The 17169-nt window shown below is 49.0% G+C and carries 14 protein-coding genes; 10 read left to right on the forward strand and 4 right to left on the reverse strand.

Features of this window, described 5'->3' with window-relative positions; genetic code table 11:
* The first annotated feature begins 24 nt into the window (after positions 1-24).
* Complete coding sequence (locus tag DES40_RS01475; RefSeq protein WP_121098802.1) at positions 25-705, forward strand: glycosyltransferase; 681 nt, start codon at positions 25-27, stop codon at positions 703-705.
* Entirely contained in the window at positions 698-1288 is a 591-nt protein-coding gene (locus DES40_RS01480; protein WP_121098803.1) for a TIGR04282 family arsenosugar biosynthesis glycosyltransferase, read from the forward strand. Before DES40_RS01475 ends, DES40_RS01480 begins: the two co-directional genes overlap by 8 nt.
* On the opposite strand, the gene bla is transcribed toward DES40_RS01480, so the two are convergent.
* From bla to rimK, 3 genes are read right to left on the reverse strand one after another with little or no spacing between them, the layout of a single operon-like run.
* Positions 1266-2084: a subclass B1 metallo-beta-lactamase gene (bla, locus tag DES40_RS01485; RefSeq protein WP_121098804.1), complete on the reverse strand. Its 819-nt coding sequence runs from the start codon at positions 2082-2084 to the stop codon at positions 1266-1268. The two genes, DES40_RS01480 and bla, sit on opposite strands and share 23 nt — an antisense overlap.
* Positions 2085-2114: 30 nt before the next feature.
* Positions 2115-2879, reverse strand: coding sequence for a uracil-DNA glycosylase (locus tag DES40_RS01490; protein ID WP_121098805.1), 765 nt, complete (start codon positions 2877-2879; stop codon positions 2115-2117).
* Between the two features lie 28 nt (positions 2880-2907).
* Positions 2908-4308: a 30S ribosomal protein S6--L-glutamate ligase gene (rimK, locus tag DES40_RS01495; protein WP_121098806.1), complete on the reverse strand. Its 1401-nt coding sequence runs from the start codon at positions 4306-4308 to the stop codon at positions 2908-2910.
* A 224-nt stretch (positions 4309-4532) separates the two neighbouring features.
* Here rimK and DES40_RS01500 point away from each other — a divergent pair, with 224 nt between their 5' ends.
* The 4 genes from DES40_RS01500 (at position 4533) to DES40_RS01515 (ending at position 9998) form a co-directional block, all read left to right on the forward strand.
* Positions 4533-6188: an electron transfer flavoprotein-ubiquinone oxidoreductase gene (locus tag DES40_RS01500; protein WP_121098807.1), complete on the forward strand. Its 1656-nt coding sequence runs from the start codon at positions 4533-4535 to the stop codon at positions 6186-6188.
* A gap of 82 nt (positions 6189-6270) precedes the next feature.
* Positions 6271-8007 carry a tetratricopeptide repeat protein gene (locus DES40_RS01505; protein ID WP_121098808.1) on the forward strand — a complete coding sequence of 579 codons (1737 nt, stop codon included), beginning with the start codon at positions 6271-6273 and terminating at the stop codon, positions 8005-8007.
* A gap of 21 nt (positions 8008-8028) precedes the next feature.
* Positions 8029-8883 (forward strand): 4-(cytidine 5'-diphospho)-2-C-methyl-D-erythritol kinase, encoded by an 855-nt coding sequence (locus DES40_RS01510; RefSeq protein ID WP_121098809.1) that lies wholly within the window; start codon positions 8029-8031, stop codon positions 8881-8883.
* A gap of 5 nt (positions 8884-8888) precedes the next feature.
* Entirely contained in the window at positions 8889-9998 is a 1110-nt protein-coding gene (locus DES40_RS01515; RefSeq protein ID WP_121098810.1) for a glycosyltransferase family 4 protein, read from the forward strand.
* On the opposite strand, the gene DES40_RS01520 is transcribed toward DES40_RS01515, so the two are convergent.
* Positions 9995-11011, reverse strand: coding sequence for a polyprenyl synthetase family protein (locus DES40_RS01520; RefSeq protein WP_233345343.1), 1017 nt, complete (start codon positions 11009-11011; stop codon positions 9995-9997). The two genes, DES40_RS01515 and DES40_RS01520, sit on opposite strands and share 4 nt — an antisense overlap.
* 106 nt (positions 11012-11117) lie before the next feature.
* On the opposite strand from DES40_RS01520, the gene DES40_RS01525 reads away from it, so the two are divergent.
* From DES40_RS01525 to ppdK, 4 genes are read left to right on the forward strand one after another with little or no spacing between them, the layout of a single operon-like run.
* Positions 11118-11339: a putative signal transducing protein gene (locus tag DES40_RS01525; protein ID WP_121098811.1), complete on the forward strand. Its 222-nt coding sequence runs from the start codon at positions 11118-11120 to the stop codon at positions 11337-11339.
* A 39-nt stretch (positions 11340-11378) separates the two neighbouring features.
* Positions 11379-12311: a glycine--tRNA ligase subunit alpha gene (locus DES40_RS01530; RefSeq protein WP_121100330.1), complete on the forward strand. Its 933-nt coding sequence runs from the start codon at positions 11379-11381 to the stop codon at positions 12309-12311.
* 2 nt (positions 12312-12313) lie between these two features.
* Positions 12314-14437, forward strand: coding sequence for a glycine--tRNA ligase subunit beta (gene glyS / locus DES40_RS01535; protein WP_121098812.1), 2124 nt, complete (start codon positions 12314-12316; stop codon positions 14435-14437).
* 56 nt (positions 14438-14493) lie between these two features.
* Positions 14494-17145, forward strand: a complete 2652-nt coding sequence (gene ppdK / locus DES40_RS01540; protein ID WP_121098813.1) for a pyruvate, phosphate dikinase — start codon at positions 14494-14496, stop codon at positions 17143-17145.
* Positions 17146-17169 lie beyond the last annotated feature (24 nt).

Raw genomic sequence — 17169 nt, forward strand, 5'->3', positions numbered from 1 at the left:
GCCTCTGCCTATAAAGCTCGGCTCATGCTGAGTATTATCATTCCCACACGAAACGCCGAAGCCGCACTGTCCCAGAATTTGGGGCAGTATGCGGGAGAGCGCCTTATCATTAGTGATAGCGGTTCTCGGGATGCCACGCTAGAAACGGCGTATCTCGCAGGTGCACAACTCTGCCTAGGTTCTGCTGGGCGTGGTCCCCAATTGGCACGAGGGGCGAAATTTGCGTTGTTGACTGATGCTGAATGGATGTTGTTTTTACACAGTGATGCAAGGCTTTCCGGGAATTGGCGGTCTGCGATTACTGACCATATGCAAAATTTTCCTGAGAAAGTGGGTTATTTTCGATATGCTAAACAAGCCAAGGGCTTTTGGCCGTGGTTACAATCTGTTCTCGTCTCATTGCGGTGCTGGGCTTGGAAGCTCCCATATGGAGATCAAGGATTGTTGATTAGCCGTGAGTCCTATGAGCGAGTAGGGGGCTTTTCAAACCTCCCTCTTTTTGAAGATGTTGACATAATGAACCGCCTTAAACTGACTCATGGACGTCGAAATATACGCCCTTTACCCGCCTTTGTTAGAACCGATATTTCGGCCTATGAAGCCCAAGGGTGGTGGAAACGGGGATGGCGGAATTTTAACCTTCTGAGAGGGTTTCAGTCTGGAAAGTCCGTCGAAGAATTAATGGCGACATATTACCGTGAATAAACCTGTTCTATTTGTGTTTGCCAAAGCCCCTGTATTGGGACGAGCCAAGACGCGACTGGCCGCTGATACAGGCCAAGTGCATGCGAAACGTCTTTACAGAATGATGGTGGCGCGTGTTTTGCGCCGTGTTCAAGACCCGCGTTGGGAAACAGTTCTGGCCGTTACGCCGCCGCAAGCCGTAGGGCGCGTTATCGATTGGGAGGGCTTTCCGCAAGTGGCTCAGATATCCGGCTCTCTCAGCCCAAAGCTCGCGGCTTGTTTTTCACGCAGAGGCCCGACCATTGTCATCGGTACGGATAGTCCCCAAATTCGGTCAAGAGATATAGCACAAGCATTCAAAAACATGCGGTCAAATGACGTCGTATTTGGCCCTGCGCTCGATGGAGGGTTTTGGCTTATCGGGGCCCATGGCCCCTTACATCCGCAAGTGTTTGACAATGTTAAATGGTCTTCGGAACGTACATTAAGTGATGTCACGCGGAATATAAATGGCGCGGTGAAACGCCTTCATACGCTGGATGACATTGATGATATCACGGCGTTGAAGGCGTATAGACGATCTAATCAGCGGTTTGGGAATTAGCCTTCTGCGAATTCACAGCGTTCGCAATCATCCCAAGCGTTTTGTCGATCAAGCTTAAATCGGCGCCTTTGCCGTGCCCCGGTACAACCAACACAGCTTCTGGGTAGGTGGCTTTGACCCAAGACAGGCTTGCAGCCCATTCTTTCAAGTCCGCATCATTCGTATTGCCCAGAGTGTTAGTCTCTGCACCTCGGACGGCGCAGCCGCCATAAAGGACGTGTGCAGCAGGGATGTAGACCACGAGGTTATCGCTGGCATGTCCATGACCCGGATAAGCAATTTCTACGGCGCCTACTTTGGTGCGGGAATGTTTCTCCTTAAGCGCTGAAACAGAGGTGTTTGGCACAGGCCAGCCATTACTTGCGGCTAAAGCCGGTGTGTCTGGGTGCGTGAAGACTTGGATTCCTTCCCGTTCAGCCGCGTCGACGCCCATAACGCGATCCGCATGGTGATGCGTGATAATAAGCTTTGTGACAGGTTTACCTATTTCTTGTTTCACTTTTTCAAGAAGAGACACTGTTGCCAATTCGCCCCAAGCCGCATCCACCAGAATGACGTCATCCCCGTCTACTACGACAAGGCCATTTACGGGAATAGGTTGTTGTCCTGGAATGCGGTAATTAGAGGTGTGGACCCACACATTCTCAGCAATATTAGACAATGTAACAGGATAATCCGCTTGGACTTTGGCTAGGAAATTATCGGGCCCTGCGCTGGGTTTTGATGTGTTACTTTCTGCCCCGCATGCGGCCAAACTTGCAGATAATCCGATTAAGACAAAATGAGAAAAACGCATTATTTATAACCCTCAAATAAATTTAGGGCTTTATAGCGCCTCTAGCTTGGCTCGCAAGTTTAGTAGGTCTCGCCAAGCGTCTTTCTTCAGTGCGGGTTGTCGCAGTAAAAAGGCAGGGTGGTAGATAGGTAAAACGGGGCGAACTTTGCCGCCAATATCCACATCCTGCCATTGACCATGGTTTTGCATTATGCCCGTCAAACCCGTTATAGCTGTCATGGAAACTCCGCCAATAAGGAGCAAAACCTTTGGGTTAGCGAGTTGGATATGCCGCTCTAAAAATGGGCGGCAGAGTTCAATTTCTTCGGTTTTTGGATTGCGGTTATTGGGCAAGCGCCAATTCACGACATTGGTGATATAAAAATTCTCTTCATTCAAACCAATGGCCGCCATCATTTTATCAAGCAATTGTCCCGATGGCCCAATTAAAGGTTTGCCCTGCACATCTTCTTCACGTCCTGGAGCCTCGCCAATAATCATTAAATCCGCCGCAGGGTTGCCGCGTGAAAAGACAGCTTGCCGCGCGCCATCTGAGAGAACTCCGGCGTCAAAATTATGTAAGGCTGAGCGAAGCTCATCTAAGGTTTTGGCTCTTGCCGCCACATCACGCGCAAGAGGCCTGTTAAAGTCAATATCTTTAACAGGAGGTACTTTAACGGCAGGCTTAGCTGAAGGGCGAGTAGGCTTTTTGACAGGCGGCGGGCGGCGGCGAGTAGGGGGTGCAGGCGCGAGTTCGGGGACGTCGACGCCGACCCGCTCATACCAATCCATTAATGATCGGAGCGCCCTATCCATAAACTTGCCTTGTACCCCTCATAAAGACTTATTTCCCTTTAGAACGAAAGACTGTGGGGACATTATTTTCGATACAGGCAATGATTGTACCCGCAATGTCGCTCTCTGTAGCTTTCTCAATACCTTCTAAGCCCGGTGAAGAGTTGACCTCTAATATTTTTGGGCCACTGTCAGACCGTAATATATCTACGCCAGCCACATTGAGCTTAAGAATTTTCGCGGCCTTGACGGCGACACGGCGCTCTTCTCTTGTTAGTCGGACTTTTTTCACTGTGCCGCCTTGATGGACGTTAGAGCGAAATTCTCCGGGTTGAGCTGTGCGCATCATTGCGCCCATGACTTTTCCATCAACGACAAAACAGCGTAGATCAGAGCCATTGGCTTCTTTTACAAATTCTTGCACCAGAAAATGCGCATTCAGGCCGCGAAAGGCATCGACCAAGGCATTGGCGGCTTTGCGCGTTTCGGCCAAAACCACACCTTTTCCTTGCGTAGATTCTAGCAGTTTAACAACGACGGGCGAGCCGCCGACCAGATCTATAATGCCTTTTGTGTCGCGAGAGCTCCTTGCAAAAGCTGTTGTGGGCATGCCGAGGCCATGTTGCGCCAAGACTTGGTGGGCTAGCAATTTATCGCGTGAATTCCCGATAGAGCTGCTCTTATTAAGGCAGTACACGCCCATGCTTTCAAATTGCCGAACAACGGCCATGCCGTAAAATGTCATACGGGAGCCTATGCGCGGGATAATTGCATCGTAACGCGGCAGAGGCGCGCCGTCATAGTGCACTTCGGGCTTATGGGCGTTAATGGCCATGTAGCAACGTGATGTCTCAATACAGTCAATAACGTGCCCTCGCGATTCGGCGGCCTCAATCATCCGCTTGTTGGAGTAGTTATTGGGCTCTTGTGTGAGAATACCAATGCGAAGAGGGCGGCGCGGGATAGCATTTTTCCCTTGGCGTTTCTTATAAACAGAATAGCTCAATTCGGGTTGTTGGAAGCTCTGACTCGGCGTCACCGAAACTTCTTCGGTCAGGGCCGAACGACCCAATAACATGCGATATCCCATAGTTTCACGATTCGTCAGCGAGATATCGATAGGCCATTTTTTCCCGCCAATATGCACATTACAGCGAATAACATAGCGTAATTCAGTAGAGCCATTTGAGCTGGTGATATTGCGTCGGTCGATAACCTTAGACGAGCACACGACCTCTACGCTGGGGTCAGACGGGTCTGGATGCATTATAAACCGTACTTGCGGGTTTCTCTCAGTGCCGAAAGGTTCAATCGCTACAGCATGAAGCGCAGACGTTCGTGCGCCCGTGTCGACTTTGGCTTTAATCGCCGGTAGTGATAGATCTGGCAGACCAACCCATTCTTCCCATCCAAGTTGAATGTTTTGCTTATTATCTTTGTCAGTAGAAATCAGAAACTCTCCAATGCGTTATACGCAGTAAAATAATGTAAATCTCACGTGACCTCTACTTGTCCCGCGCTACAATAGTGTTTAATCCCTTGGGGAATTGATGCAAATGTGCATAAGCACGATTATATGTAGTGACAGGTAAAGCGTGTCACAAAACAAGTGTCACAAGCAGGGTTATAGACCATGCTTAATATGACACAAGCGCTAGAAGAGAAGGTAAATCCATGAGTGAACGCGAAAGCATGGAATATGATGTTGTTATCGTTGGGGCTGGACCTGCTGGTCTTTCAGCCGCGATTCGCTTGAAGCAGTTAAATTCTGATATTTCTGTCGTCGTCTTGGAAAAAGGGTCCGAAGTTGGGGCACATATTTTGTCTGGTGCCGTATTAGACCCAATCGGACTGAAGAAACTATTTCCTGATTTTGCAACGATGTCAGACTGCCCAGTCAAAACTAAAGTTAAAGAAGATAAGCTCTTTGTATTTGGCCCCGCTGGTTCACTGCGCCTTCCGACTTTGATGATGCCGCCTTTGATGCATAATCATGGGAATTACATTGTTTCTATGGGTAATGTTTGTCGCTGGTTAGCTGAAAAAGCCGAAGGTCTTGGTGTTGAAGTCTTCCCGGGTATGGCGTGTTCAGACCTTGTATATCGTGAAGACGGCTCTCTGAAAGGCGTTGTTGCCGGCGAGTTTGGCTACCAAAAAGACGGAACAAAGGGGCCGGGATATGAACCCGGTATGGAATTACACGGGAAATATGTTTTCTTGTCTGAGGGGGCCAGAGGGTCGCTATCCAAACGTATTATTGAAAAGTTTGATCTGAACAAAGATTCTGAGCCGCCTAAATTTGGTCTCGGTATGAAAGAGATTTGGGATATTGATCCTGCGAAACATTCCGAAGGGACGGTTATCCATAGCGCAGGTTGGCCGTTAGGCATGAAGCAAGGCGGAGGGTCTTTCCTTTATCATGCTGAAAACAACCAAGTCTTCCTCGGCTTGATCGTAGATTTGAATTATAAAAACCCACACCTTTATCCTTATGCGGAATTCCAAAAGTGGAAGACACATCCGGAAATCGCAGAGTTGTTAAAGGGCGGAAAACGGGTGGCTTATGGTGGCCGCGTAGTAACCAAAGGGGGTATTCAATCTATTCCTAAAGTCTGTTTCCCCGGCGGCGCATTATTGGGCTGTACGGCTGGTCTTGTGAACCTCCCGCGTATTAAGGGTAACCATAATGCGATGCTCTCTGGTATTGCAGCCGCAGATGCGGCCTTTAACGCCTTGCAAATGGGTCGTTCTGGCGACGAACTAGTGGCCTATGATGATGAATTGCATGACGGCGCCATTGGGGATGACTTGCGTCCTGTGCGCAATGTTGCGCCTTTGAATTCTCGCTTTGGTCCTTTCCTAGGCGGAATGTTGCTTGGCGGCATGGATATGTGGGCGGCAACCTTGTTGAAGTTCAATCTCTTTGGAACACTAGGGCATAAAAAGGATGATGCTGACTCAACTGAAAAAGCTGACAAGCATAAGGTCATTGAATACCCTAAACCTGATGGTGTGTTGACATTTGACCGCCTCACAAATGTGAGCTTTACAGCAACAAATCACGGTGAAGAGCAGCCTAGCCATTTGAAACTTATTGATGATTCTATACCGATAAATGAAAATCTTCCTCTCTATGATGAGCCAGCGCAGCGTTATTGCCCGGCTGGGGTTTATGAAGTCATTCGCGAAGATGACGGCTCAAACCCAAAATTCCAGATTAACGCGCAGAACTGCATCCATTGTAAAACATGTGATTTAAAAGACCCAAGCAAGAACATTGTTTGGACTGTGCCAGAGGGCGGGGGCGGACCGAATTATCCGAACATGTAATTCGGCATTGAAAGCATGCAGTATGAGTATCAGAACGGCTTAATCATTAAGCCGTTCAATTAGGCCCGCCAAAGTGAGTTTTATGACATATCGTTTTTCTGCTATTTTGTTAAAATCTGTTGCCGTTATTGCCCTTACAGCAGTGAGTTATTCAGGTTTAAGCTTTAATTCGATGGCAGAGGGGCGGCCCTCTGAAAGTGTCTTGGATACACCAGCCGATGCGGAGCTTTTAGGGGACTACCTTGCGGGGACGTATGCTAACCTTTTAGAAGATGCGCAGGCCCGTTCAGAATATTTCACAAAAGCATATAAGGCCTCGCCATCAGATGTTCGGCTAGGTCGACGAGCGATAACAGCTGCGGTTACGGCCGGAGACTTTGATTTGGCGACAAAGCTTTCTAAGGAGCTTTACAAAACCGAGAAAAATGAAAGCATGGCGCTCACGGTATTAGCGATTGATGCGTTCGCTCGGGGGCGACACAAACAGGCGAGAAAATACCTAAAGCCTGACACGGCTGATATCTCCATGGGCATAGTGATGGCGTTCACTCAGGGCTGGAACGAAGTGGCCCTGGGCAATGAAGATAAAGCAAAAGAAATCTTTGAGGGTCAAAAGGCTCGCGCCTATTTTGGCGATTTAGGTGCTTTGCAAATTGCAAAAATGGCAGCGTTATCCGAAGATTATGAGACAGCAGCCCCGTTATTCGAAGCTTTGCGTGAACCGACACAGGCGATAATGGAATCCACTCTTTCGTCTATCCGGTTTTACGCGGCGTCTGGCCAGATTGAGAAAGCGGCTGAAATTGCCAACGCCTATGTTGATGATGCGAATATCGAAAGCGGCCCTATAACGACTTATGCAAAAGCCTTGAAGGCGGGGCGAAGCATAGACAAACCGTTAAAACCAAATCAGCAACTTTCTTTGTCTTTGACGGACCCTGCTTATGAGTTTTTCTTACGCAATCGCGCCGCTGATGCTGCCGAAGTCTATCTGCGGTTCGCTCTTCAGGTAGATTCAAAAAATGAAAAAGCGCAATTATGGCTGGCGCGTCTCTTGGAGGAAACTGATAGAGCTGATAATGCAATGGCAATTTATCAAAGCTTTGCAGATAGCTCACCTTATATTATTTCGGCCAGATTATCAGAAGCGAATATTTATTTTGACAGAGATGAAGACGATAAAGCGTTGAAAGTCTTGGAAGATGTAAATGCGAAACACGAAACCTTTGTAACGCGTGAAGCTTTGGGCCGCGCGCGATTTATACGCGAGAAGTTTGCTGAGGCTTTGCCTATTTACACCGCAATCATCGAGAGCATGAGCGATGAGGAATTGGCCAAAAATACACAACCGCTATATTTACGCGGAATTGGGTATGAACGAACAGAGCAATGGAAAAAAGCAGAGGACGACTTTCTACGGGTGTTAGAAATTGAACCCGACAATTCAGACGCTTTGAATTATTTGGGTTATACATGGGTGGACCGCGGTGAAAACTTGACGGAAGCCTTTGATATGATCCGTAAGGCCGTGGCTTTGGAGCCAGATAGTGGCGCCATCATTGATAGCTTAGGTTGGGCTCACTTTAAGCTCGGAGAATATAAAGAAGCCAAAGTTCAGCTTGAAAAAGCGGTTGAGCTGTCGCCATCCTCGGCCACGATTATTGATCATTTGGGCGACGTTTATTGGAAGTTAGGCCGATATCGCGAAGCAGGGTATCAGTGGGAGCGGGCCTTGATATATGATCCGACAGATGAGGAAAGAACGCGTATCCAGCAGAAATTAGAAACAGGATTGCCTTCTGTTTCATCCGCGCAATAACATACATATCTGTTGGCGATAATGGCCCGTCAATCACAGTTTGATGCATCAGTTCTGGCGAGGGCCAAGATAAACTTGACCCTTCATGTCGGGCAGGCTTTCTCTGAGGGGGATTACCAAGGCTACCATCCTGTCGATAGCCTTGTAGTTTTTGCTGATTTTGGCGATTTATTACATTTTAATGCAGGAGAGCCCGAAGCGATACATATTACGGGGCCTTTTGCTGCGGGGTTACAGGCCGAACGGGATAACCTTGTCAGCCGCGCTCTAGGCAACACAAAGGCAGGTTCTCAAATCATTACCTTAGAAAAAAACATACCTGTCTCAGCGGGGTTAGGGGGAGGCAGCGCGAATGCCGCCGCCATATTGCGTTTTTTCGATCCCAAGGGAGAGGCCTCAGCCATACAGTTGGGGGCGGATGTGCCTGTTTGCCGCCTTTCTGAAACAGCGCTCATGCAGGGTATTGGAGAGCGGGTCACACCAATAGCAGGAAAAGGTCAGGTTCATGCCGTTCTCGTTAATCCGGGGGTGGCTGTATCTACCTCTGAAATTTTCAAGGCTTTCGATTCTGTTTCGCATCAGCCGCAGCCCTTACCAAGCCTCACGACAGGGACGCTATTGGAGTGCGCGAGAGCAGGCCGAAATGACCTTGAGCCGATTGCCATAAAACTTGCGCCTGTCATCTCAGAGGTTTTATCCGCTTTGGCGCAAACATCTGGCTGTGAACTTGCCCGTATGAGCGGGAGCGGCGCGACTTGTTTTGGTTTATACCCTGATGAAGAGTCCGCTGAAAATGGAGCTAAGGTACTGAAAGGGCTGCATACAAATTGGTGGGTGCGGTCTTGCCTTTTGGGTGATGACGATACAAACCCTTAAAACTTATGACGGAAGCACTTTGGATACATCTTTGGCCTGTGATTAACTTAGCTGGACTTGGTTTTTTCACAAGCCTTGGGGTGACGGGGTTTATGGTTTTTGCGGGGCTTGGTGACACACCCAACGCTCGAAGCAATCATAAGCATGTCACGCCCAGTTGCGGCGGCGTGGGTCTGGTGGCGGCTTTTGGCGTGTGTAGTCTAGCTTTAGTTTTGATTCATCCCCAGCTTTTGGGCGCTATGCCGCTCACCTTTGCTAAAATTCTCAGTCTAGTTTTTGCTGTAGCTGCGCTGGGTTTGTGCGATGATTTATTTGAGTTCTCAGCACGGTTTAAATTTGCCTTGATGATTTTACTCTCAGCACTTGGGGTGAGCTGTGTAGGCTATCCATCGGCCTTGCCTCTAGGAGACAGTGTCATACCACTGCCGCCATTTATTGGGTTTTGGGGTGCGGTCTTATGGGTGTTTGTTGTCATAAATGCTGTCAATTTTATTGACGGAGCAAATGGTTTGATGGCCAATACATTGATAATACCGTGTCTGGCGCTCGGCTTTATTGGCCTTAGTTCTGGTTCCGTAGTAGCGGCCTTTCTCTGTGGGGCGCTGTTCGTCGGCTTACTCGGCTTTTTACCTTATAATATGCGGAGTAAAGCCGCCATATTTTGCGGAGATACAGGCGCTTTATTAGCAGGGTATGTTTTCGCCTTAGCCGGCTTAGCCGTTATCCATGCCGAGGACGGGGCGAACCTCGTCTATTTTGTACCACTCTTGATTTTGCCGATATTGGCTGATGTTTTACTGACTTTATTATGGCGGGCAAAACGCCGAAAGAACCTCTTAGCACCGCATAAAGAGCACCTCTTTGCCCGTATTCTTTCAATGGGCGTGGGGCATATGCAGATTACTTGGGTCTATGGATTTTTGACGCTGCTCTTTGCCAATATTGCCGTTTTTGGTGTGCAGTCCGGTTATATCCGGTCGCCTTTTTATATCGGCTTTTTTGTTGTGGTCATGGCGGCGGCCTATTTTATCGTAGGCCGTCTTATCGAAAAGGCTGATGCGGGAAGCGAAATACCTGCACCTACGCATAGCGCAGATAAAGCGAGTTCAGATTAACTAATACGATCAACAACAAAATCAGCCAGTTCAGCAAGCGTATCGCGCCACGGGCTCGGTTTAAAGATAGCTAAGGCTTCTCTGGCTTCGCGAGATTTTTGACGCGCTAAATCCATAGTGCTTTGCAATGCGCCGGCTTTGCGTAAATATGAAACGGCAATTTCCAGATCGACGGGTTCTTGATTGTGATCCACGATGACGCGTCGCCAAAAGGCTGTTTCTTCTTCAGAAGCTGTTTGTAGGGCCCTGATGACGGGGAGTGTCATTTTACCCTCACGGAAATCATCACCGACAGACTTGCCAAGCGCGCTTTCAAGCCCGCCATAATCAAGGGCGTCATCCACCAATTGAAAGGCAAGGCCAAGTTTCAATCCGTAATCGCGCAACGCGTCTCGTTCTTCGGTGGGCCGTTCGGCAATGACAGGGGCGACTTCGGTTGAAGCCGCAAATAAGGCAGCGGTTTTGGCCTGAATAACGGCCATATAGGCGTCTTCAGACATTTGTAGGTCTCTAAGGGCGGCGAGCTGTTGCACTTCGCCTTCTGCAATGACGGAGGAAGCATTAGATAATATCCCCAAGGCTTCCATAGAGCCCGTTTCGACCATCAAATTAAAAGCACGTGCAAAGAGAAAGTCTCCGACCAAAATCGAGGCAGAATTTCCCCAAATTAAGTTGGCGGGTTTCTTCCCTCGGCGCAGAGCGCTTTCATCGACTACATCGTCATGCAGTAATGTGGCCGAGTGTATGAATTCCACAGCGGCGGCAAGCTTGTGGTGGTTTACACCCTCATATCCGCAAAGTGCGGCTGTCGATACGGTCAAGAGGGGCCTTAGACGTTTTCCGCCCGCGCCCACTAAATGTTGGGCAAGATTTGGAATAAGGCCGACGGGGCTCTGCATTTTTTCAAGGATAATGGCATCGACAGCGGCCATATCTTTGCGCGCTAAATTCCACAAAATCTCTGCGGGACTTTTCGCGGGGACTGTCTTTTGAATTGTGGCAGTTGCGTTCACGCGGTATTGGCCTTCTCTGAATTAGCCTTATATGTAGTCTGCACAAGCCTCTGTAACAAGCGTTTTGATGTCACAGATAACAGCTAAGTGATGAAAAGAGAGCGTTATGATTGCGATTATCAAGACCCCGAACCCTGCGACTATCAGCTTTGCAGAAGCAATTTTAAAAGAGGCTAGCATAGATTGTTATATTATGGATCAGAATATGTCTGTCCTAGAGCCCGGGATTATGATTCCCAAACGCTTAATGGTGATAAAGGATGACGAAGCGGCAGCTAGACGGGCGCTAATGCTAGCGGGATTAGAAAAGGAACTCGTGCAGCCTTAAACCTTGAATCAAATGCGCTTTGCGCTAAACACCCTTCCCATGACGAACTCGACAAAACCGCTCTCTTTTCAGGGCCTGATCCTTACCCTTCAAAATTACTGGGCCGAGCAGGGCTGTGTGATATTACAGCCATTTGACACAGAGGTCGGAGCCGGGACGTTACACCCCGCGACTGTACTGCGTTCATTGGGGCCAAAGCCTTGGAATGTGGCTTATGTACAGCCTTCACGTCGCCCCGCCGATGGCCGCTATGGTGACAACCCAAACCGCCTTCAGCATTACTATCAATTCCAAGTCATCATGAAGCCGAACCCAGCCAATTTACAAGAGCTATATCTTGGCTCTCTTGATGCTATTGGCATTGACCGCGATCTGCATGATATCCGTTTTGTGGAGGATGATTGGGAAAACCCAACTGTGGGCGCCTGGGGTCTTGGGTGGGAAGTTTGGTGTGATGGTATGGAGGTTAGTCAATATACCTATTTCCAACAGGTTGGCGGCCTTGATCTGGACCTTGTGTCTGGTGAGTTGACCTATGGGCTAGAACGTCTTGCCATGTATGTGCAAGGCGTCGAAAATGTTTACGACCTTGTCTTTACCGAAGCGAATGAGAAAAACGGAACGCCTGAAGTGCTTTATGGCGATGTGTTCCATCAGAACGAAGTACAGCAATCGACATATAATTTTGAATATTCTGATACTGAGAAAGTGTTGGAGAAATTCAAATTCGCTGAGGCCGAATGTAAATACCTCTTGAACTTGCCAAAACCGCTTCCGCTCCCCGCTTATGAGCATGCGCTCAAGGCGTCGCATCTGTTCAACTTACTTGATGCGCGCGGCGTCGTCTCGCCGACCCAGAGACAAGAATATATTAAACGCGTGCGCGACCTCGCCAAAGGCTGCGCCGAGGCACATGTCGCCGTAGAAGCCACAGTGAAAGACAAAGCTTGGTCTGAAAAGGCAGGAGCATAATCATGGCTGAATTATTATTTGAAATCTTCTGTGAAGAAATTCCAGCCCGTATGCAGGTTCGCGCCGGTGAAGATTTATCCAAGGCGCTGACAGACGGAATGAAAAAAGCAGGGCTGTCTGTTGAGGCCGTACAGGTCATGACGGGGCCGCGCCGTTTAGTGTTTGCCGCGGACGTGCCGCTGCGCTCGCCGGATGTTTCTGAAGAACGTAAAGGGCCACGTGTTGGCTCACCTGAAAAAGCTTTGGCGGGCTTCCTGCGGGGGGCTGGGCTTTCGGATATATCCGAAGCGGAAATCCGTATAGACCCTAAAAAGGGTGAGTTTTATGTCGCTATCTTGAACAGTGAAGGGCGCGATACAAAAGATATATTGGCCGAGCTTATTCCTGATGTGATGCAAAATTTCCCTTGGCCAAAGAGTATGAAATCGGGGGCCTCAACTTTCCGATGGGTGCGGCCATTACAAAGCTTGTTGTGCCTATTAAATGGAGAGGTTGTGCCTTTCGAGGTTGGCGGAATTAATTCTGGCGATGTGACTGAAGGCCATAGAAAGCATGGCAAGGGGCCATTTAAAATCAGTGGCTTAGACTCTTTTGTTAACTTGCTCGAAAATGAAGGTCATGTTGTTCTTTCTGCGGAAAAACGCAAAGATATAATTTTGACTGCGGCGCGCAAAGCTTGTGATGATAAAGGTTTGGAACTGGTTGAAGATGAGGGTTTATTGAACGAAGTTGCGGGTCTGGCAGAATGGCCTGTGGTGATTTTGGGCGATATGGATCCGAGCTTTTTGGAATTGCCTAGCGAAGTTATTCGTCTGTCTATGCGGACGCATCAAAAGTATTTTGCTGTCCGTAATCCCAAGATGGGCGAACTCGCGCCGCACTTTATCGTGGTCGCAAATCAAGCGGCCCCTGATGGCGGGAAAGCCATAGCGGCCGGTAACTCACGCGTCTTGTCAGCGCGTCTGGCCGATGCGCAATTCTTCCAATCCGAAGACGCTAAGAAAAACCTCGAAGACTATTACGAAAAACTCGACACGGTTGTGTTTCATAAGAAGCTCGGTTCTATCAAAGATAAGGCTGAACGGGTCGCGGCGCTCGCGCGTGAACTCGCGCCGATTGTTGGAGCCGATGCTGAGAAAGCCGAAAAAGCGGCCAAGCTCGCCAAGTGCGATTTGGTCACGAATATGGTTGTCGAGTTTACCTCGCTCGAAGGGCAAATTGGTCGCTTGATGTATGAACGCGAAGGCGGCGATAAAGACATCGCGATGGCTATCGAAGATCACTATAAACCCAAAGGGCCAAGTGACGATGTGCCAACAAACCCTGTCGCTGTGGCTGTTGCGCTTGCCGACAAACTCGACACGCTCGTTGGCTTTTGGGCGATTGATGAGAAGCCGACGGGGAGTAAAGATCCCTTTGCACTACGACGTGCGGCCTTAGGGGTAGTGCGGATTATTTTAGAGAATGATGTTCGAGTAAAGATTTCAAACGCGATTCTGCGGGCAGATGTGAAAAAGTATGAAGGGGCGCTTCGGTGGGACGAGGGATTTACTGGCGATCCTTCAACAATTGATTTACTGTTAATAGATTCCGTATCTCCCGATCTCTTTTCATTCATCGCCGACCGCCTCAAAGTTTACCTCAAAGACAAAGGTATTCGTCATGACCTTATCGACGCAGTCTTCGCGCCCAAGGAAAATGGGGAACGCGAAGATGACCTCGTCGCTATCGTCAACCGAGTCACGGCGCTCCAAAAATTCTTGTCTACGGACGAGGGTGAAAACCTGCTCGCGGGATATAAGCGGGCGGCGAATATTTTGAAGGCTGAAGCCAAGAAGGGCGATTTGCCAGAGGGCGCGCCGAATCGTCCCGATGACGCCTATGGGGCGGCGCTTTATGACGCTTTACAATCATCTTCGAAATCCATCACAGCGGCGCTCGAAACCGAAGATTTTGACAAAGCCATGTTCGCTCTCGCAGAACTCCGAGCGCCAATTGATGATTTCTTCACCAATGTCCAAGTTATTTCCGATGACATCGCTGTCAGAGAAAACAACCTTCGACTTTTACGTTTAATTCGTGATACGTCGCGGCAGATTGCGGATTTTGAAGCGATTAATGGGTAAATTATTTCTACTCTCTTTGTTAAAAAGAGAAAAAAGTGCAGAATAGGCGTAATTCGATGACACAATGGGTTTATAATTTCGGCGGGGGCTCAGCCGAAGGCAACACATCCATGAAAAACCTTTTAGGGGGAAAAGGCGCTAACCTCGCCGAAATGGCCTCTTTGGGTTTACCGGTACCACCGGGTTTCACACTCACGACAGATGTCTGTACCTATTATTACGATAATGGCGAACAATATCCTGATGATATGAACGACCAGATTGAAAAAGGTCTGTCGCATATTGAAGAGCTGACAGGCAAAAAATTTGGCGATCCTGCCAATCCATTACTTGTCTCTGTTCGGTCTGGCGCTCGGGCGTCTATGCCTGGCATGATGGACACAGTGCTTAACCTTGGTTTGAATGACGAAACAGTCGAAGGCTTGGCGAAGCTTTCGGGCGATAGACGGTTTGCTTTGGACAGTTATCGCCGTTTCATTACCATGTATTCTGACGTGGTTATGGGTGTGCATCACCATACTTATGAAGACATCCTTGAGCGTCACAAAGACGATCAGGGCTATATGCTCGACACTGAAATGACGGCTGATGATTGGGATGTTGTCATAAAAGACTTTAAATCCGCTACAAAGCGTGCTTTGGGCCGTGATTTCCCGCAAGACCCTATGGAACAGCTCCAAGGCGCTGTGGATGCTGTGTTTGGTTCTTGGATGAATGAACGCGCGATTGTTTATCGCCGGCTTAATGACATTCCTGCCGCATGGGGCACCGCTGTTAATGTTCAAGCGATGGTCTTTGGTAATATGGGCGATACCTCGGCAACGGGCGTTGCCTTTACGCGCGATCCTTCGACTGGGGATAATCGTTATTATGGGGAATTCCTCATTAACGCTCAGGGCGAGGATGTGGTGGCTGGTATTCGTACGCCGCAAACCCTGACGAAAGTCGCTCGCGAAGAAATGGGTGATGATGCGCCCAGCATGGAAGAAGCGCTTCCAGAAGTATATACACAACTGGCAGAAACTTTCGTGACGCTCGAAGCGCATTACCGCGATATGCAAGACATTGAATTCACCGTGGAAGAGGGCAAGTTATGGATGCTCCAAACACGAACGGGTAAACGGACAGCCCGTGCTGCGCTTAAAATCGCTGTTGATATGGCAGAGGCTGGACAAATATCCCAAGAAGAAGCCCTTCTTCGTGTGGACCCGATGAGCCTTGATCAACTGCTTCACCCGACGCTTAATCCTGATGCTCCGCGTGATTTGGTCGCCATGGGTCTACCGGCTTCACCGGGCGCGGCTATTGGCGAAGTGGTCTTTACGTCTGACGAGGCTGAAACGCTTTCAAAAGCTGGGCATAAAGTCATCTTGGTGCGGGTTGAAACCTCACCAGAAGATATTCACGGCATGCATGCTGCTGAAGCTATCGTTACGGCACGTGGGGGCATGACCTCTCACGCCGCTGTGGTGGCTCGCGGAATGGGAACACCTTGCGTTTCTGGTGCAGGAGATATTCGTATCGACTATGACGCGCAGCAATTTTCTGTCGCAGGCCGTACAATTAAAAAAGGCGAAATCGTCACCGTAGACGGGGCGACAGGGCAGGTCTTTTTCGGCGCTGTAGAGATGCAGCAGCCAGAGCTTTCTGGAGACTTTGCTAAGGTTATGAAATGGGCGGACGCTGCGCGCCGATTGGGCATACGGACGAATGCGGAAACACCTCTGGACGTACAGACGGCCAAGGATTTCGGCGCAGAAGGTATTGGCCTTTGCCGCACAGAACATATGTTCTTTGAAGCCGATCGCTTGGGTTATTTCCGCGAAATGATTCTGGCCGAAGATAAAGAAGGCCGCGAGGCAGCGTTGTCTAAAATCTTACCAGTTCAACGCGAAGATTTCGCTGCAATATTCCGCATTATGGGGGACTTACCTTGCACAATTCGTTTGCTTGACCCTCCCTTGCATGAATTCCTTCCACATACCGAAGCGGACATTGAGACAGTGGCGCAGTCAATCGGTGTGCCTGCGAAAGAATTAATGGCCCGTGCAACGGATTTGGCAGAATCGAATCCAATGCTTGGTCATCGGGGTTGCCGATTAGGTATTTCTTATCCTGAAATTTATGAGATGCAGGCGCGCGCTATATTCGAAGCGCAAAAAGCTGTGGCCGAAGAAACAGGCGTAACGCCAGTTGCTGAAATCATGGTGCCTCTCGTCAGTTCAGCGAAAGAGCTTGAGATACTGAAAGGTAAAATTGACGCCATTGCCAAAGATGTCGGCGCGCTTGATTACATTGTGGGTACAATGATTGAATTGCCGCGTGCGGCACTACGGGCGGGTGATATTGCAGAACATGCTGAGTTCTTCTCTTTCGGGACGAATGATTTGACCCAAACTACATTTGGCCTTTCACGTGATGATGCGGGGCGTTTCTTGCCAGATTACGTCAGCCAAGGGATTATGGAAAAAGACCCCTTTATGACGTTGGATCAAGACGGTGTGGGTGATCTTATTCAAATCGCGACAGAGCGTGGCCGTAAAACAAAAGAAAGCCTCAAGCTTGGAATTTGCGGTGAACATGGCGGTGACCCAGCTTCAGTTGAGTTCTGCCACCGTGTTGGTCTGAACTATGTGTCTTGCTCGCCTTATCGCGTGCCAATCGCTCGACTGGCTGCCGCGCAAGCGGCCATAAAAGAGACGAAATAGGTTCTCTAGCCTATTGGTTTATGT

This window comes from Litorimonas taeanensis (assembly GCF_003634015.1).
Taxonomy (GTDB): domain Bacteria; phylum Pseudomonadota; class Alphaproteobacteria; order Caulobacterales; family Maricaulaceae; genus Litorimonas; species Litorimonas taeanensis.

Excerpts from the sequence above, each read along its gene's own strand:
- DES40_RS01510 (WP_121098809.1), top strand. The coding sequence starts at position 8,029 with ATGGCCCGTCAATCACAGTTTGATGCATCAGTTCTGGCGAGGGCCAAG.
- DES40_RS01515 (WP_121098810.1), top strand. The coding sequence starts at position 8,889 with ATGACGGAAGCACTTTGGATACATCTTTGGCCTGTGATTAACTTAGCT.
- ppdK (WP_121098813.1), top strand. The coding sequence starts at position 14,494 with ATGACACAATGGGTTTATAATTTCGGCGGGGGCTCAGCCGAAGGCAAC.
- DES40_RS01475 (WP_121098802.1), top strand. The coding sequence starts at position 25 with ATGCTGAGTATTATCATTCCCACACGAAACGCCGAAGCCGCACTGTCC.
- bla (WP_121098804.1), bottom strand. The coding sequence starts at position 2,084 with ATGCGTTTTTCTCATTTTGTCTTAATCGGATTATCTGCAAGTTTGGCC.
- glyS (WP_121098812.1), top strand. The coding sequence starts at position 12,314 with ATGGCTGAATTATTATTTGAAATCTTCTGTGAAGAAATTCCAGCCCGT.
- DES40_RS01505 (WP_121098808.1), top strand. The coding sequence starts at position 6,271 with ATGACATATCGTTTTTCTGCTATTTTGTTAAAATCTGTTGCCGTTATT.
- DES40_RS01490 (WP_121098805.1), bottom strand. The coding sequence starts at position 2,879 with ATGGATAGGGCGCTCCGATCATTAATGGATTGGTATGAGCGGGTCGGC.
- DES40_RS01525 (WP_121098811.1), top strand. The coding sequence starts at position 11,118 with ATGATTGCGATTATCAAGACCCCGAACCCTGCGACTATCAGCTTTGCA.
- DES40_RS01500 (WP_121098807.1), top strand. The coding sequence starts at position 4,533 with ATGAGTGAACGCGAAAGCATGGAATATGATGTTGTTATCGTTGGGGCT.
- DES40_RS01530 (WP_121100330.1), top strand. The coding sequence starts at position 11,379 with ATGACGAACTCGACAAAACCGCTCTCTTTTCAGGGCCTGATCCTTACC.